Source organism: Chryseobacterium oncorhynchi (assembly GCF_002899895.1).
In the GTDB taxonomy this organism is placed as follows: domain Bacteria; phylum Bacteroidota; class Bacteroidia; order Flavobacteriales; family Weeksellaceae; genus Chryseobacterium; species Chryseobacterium oncorhynchi.
This window is the reverse complement of record NZ_PPEI02000029.1, coordinates 1-493: the sequence shown is the minus strand read 5'-3', so window position 1 is coordinate 493 and position 493 is coordinate 1. Positions and strand designations below refer to the sequence as shown.

Sequence of the window (493 nt, the reverse complement as noted above, 5' to 3'; positions counted from 1 at the left end):
GGGTATCTCCTCATGCGTGTGGTTATACCGTTCTGGACAGCCGGGCCGCTTTGACGAAATTGTAACCCTAACTCCAAGTGCCGTTTTTTCATCGACTAGGAGTATTTGCGAACGACACGCGCTCCAGGATGATCAAGGGAATCGACTAAATGTCACCCTTAGTCGGCTGCGGAAGACTATGGAAAGCCGTTTGTGGAAACTCAGTGGCGGCGACATTCTAGAGGTTTCGTCGGTCATGGGGCATACGCCACAGGTTGCAGATAACCACTATCTAAGGATAAACGACGAAATCAAGGCTGAGGGAGCTATTTTTGTTGGTGAAGCCTTTCCTGACAAGCTACGTGGCATCCACGTTACGCCTACTCCTCCTGGAGGTTGTCAAGATAGCCTGTATGGGAATCGGGCGCCTAAGGATGGAGTAACTCACTGCTCTGAGTTTATTCACTGCCTCGGGTGCCCTAGCTATGCCATCGTCGGGACACTTGAGGATTTA

Annotated in this window: 1 protein-coding gene; it reads left to right on the top strand. The window is 50.9% G+C overall.

Annotated features, from left to right (window positions below):
• Positions 1-178 precede the first annotated feature (178 nt).
• Positions 179-493, top strand: a 315-nt coding sequence (locus C1638_RS22810) for a hypothetical protein (RefSeq protein ID WP_228428262.1), incomplete at its 3' end; no start/stop codon positions are given.